Source organism: bacterium, from assembly GCA_019912885.1.
GTDB lineage: Bacteria > Lernaellota > Lernaellaia > JACKCT01 > JACKCT01 > JAIOHV01.
In genome coordinates, this window is the sequence record JAIOHV010000134.1 from 1 (window position 1) to 1,503 (window position 1,503).

The 1,503-nt window shown below is 62.2% G+C and carries 2 protein-coding genes; one reads left to right on the forward strand and one right to left on the reverse strand.

Annotated features, from left to right (window positions below; all coding sequences use genetic code 11):
• On the reverse strand, positions 1-495 hold a 495-nt coding region (locus tag K8I61_11225; GenBank protein ID MBZ0272599.1), incomplete at its 3' end, for a hypothetical protein.
• 262 nt (positions 496-757) lie between these two features.
• Here K8I61_11225 and K8I61_11230 point away from each other — a divergent pair.
• Positions 758-1,503: serine/threonine protein kinase (locus tag K8I61_11230; protein ID MBZ0272600.1), on the forward strand; the 746-nt coding region annotated here is incomplete at its 3' end.

Consider the following 1,503-nt stretch of genomic DNA (forward strand, 5'->3'; position numbering starts at 1 on the left):
GCCGCCAAGAGAGACGAGCGCGTAGATGTTCCCGTCCGACCCGACCTGAACATCGTTTTCCTCGAGTCCTCGACCGCCGCCGATGATGCAAAGCTCGCCGCCGATCGGATCGTCCACCGGCCAGGACTTCGGGCAGATGTCGCTCCAGACGGGAGGATCGGGCAGCATTTCGCAGGAATAAACGAGGTCGTCATCCGAATCGTCGTCGGTGTCATCGTCGGAGTCGTCGTCCGCGTCGTCGTCCGGGGCCGAATCGTCACCCCCGGCGTCGTCGTCGAATCCCGAATCGTCGTCGTCGCCATTCGTATCGTCGTCGTCGATCGGCGTGGACACGTTGTCGCTGTCGTCATCGTCGCCGCACGAGCAGCCGGGGAGCGCGAGGAGAAGCGGGAGGGCGAGGAGGAGGAGCGTCGCGAGGCGGGCGACGTACGCGAGGGGATGAGAAGCGCCTTTTCGCCGCTTGCTCAACCGCCACCATTTTTCGGCGACGCGCATACGCCCACCCTCATTGAACGGTGCAATTCTGCCATTAAATGGATCATCCTGTCGGATTATTTTTTTCGATCTCGATATTGAATATAAAACGAATTCATTTTCTATCCTTCTCGCCTTGAAATGACTTGCGTTTTCGCATCGGCTTGAATTTTCGCCCAGCTTTGCGGACATGGCAAACGGGCGCAACACACAGCTGCTTCCTTGATCAACCGCCCACCCGCCGTTATCGTTGTCGCGCACGCCGCACGGGAAACGGGAAGCCATGGCCGCAAGCGCCGCCGATCGATACGAAATCGTCACCGAGCTTGGGCGCGGCGGCATGGGCGTCGTCTACAAGGCGCGCGACTCCATGCTCGGCCGCGTCGTCGCGCTCAAACGCGTGCTCGCCCGCGACAACAAGCTCGTCATCAAGCGCTTCCTGGGCGAGGCCAAGTCCATCGCCGCGCTGAACCACCCCAACATCATCCAGATCTACGACATCGGCGAGGACGCCGAGGGCCTGTACATCACCACCGAGTTCGTCGAGGGCACGGACCTGTATCGCCTCCTCAGGAAAAAGGGCGCGCTGGAGGGCAAGGTCGCCATCCGGCTCGTCATTCCGATCTGCAAGGCGATGGCCTACGCCCACGCCCGCGGCGTCATCCACCGCGACATCAAGCCCGCGAACGTGCTGCTCACCGCCGACGGCATGCCGAAGATCGCCGATTTCGGCCTGGCGCGCCTGGACGACATGAAGGCGCAGGAAATGACGGGCATGGTGATGGGAACGCAGTCCTACGCGTCGCCTGAGCAGTTCAAGGACTCCAAGCACGTCGATCACCGCACCGACATCTACTCCATCGGCGCGATGTTCTTCGAGATGCTCACCGGCATCCGCCCGCAGCACTTCCGCGAATCCGCCGTGCCCGATCCGTTCAAGCAGGTCGTCCTGAAGGCGCTCGAACACGACCGCGCCAGGCGCTACCAGCAGCTCGAGGAGATGATCCGCGATCTCGACGCGCTTCGGAC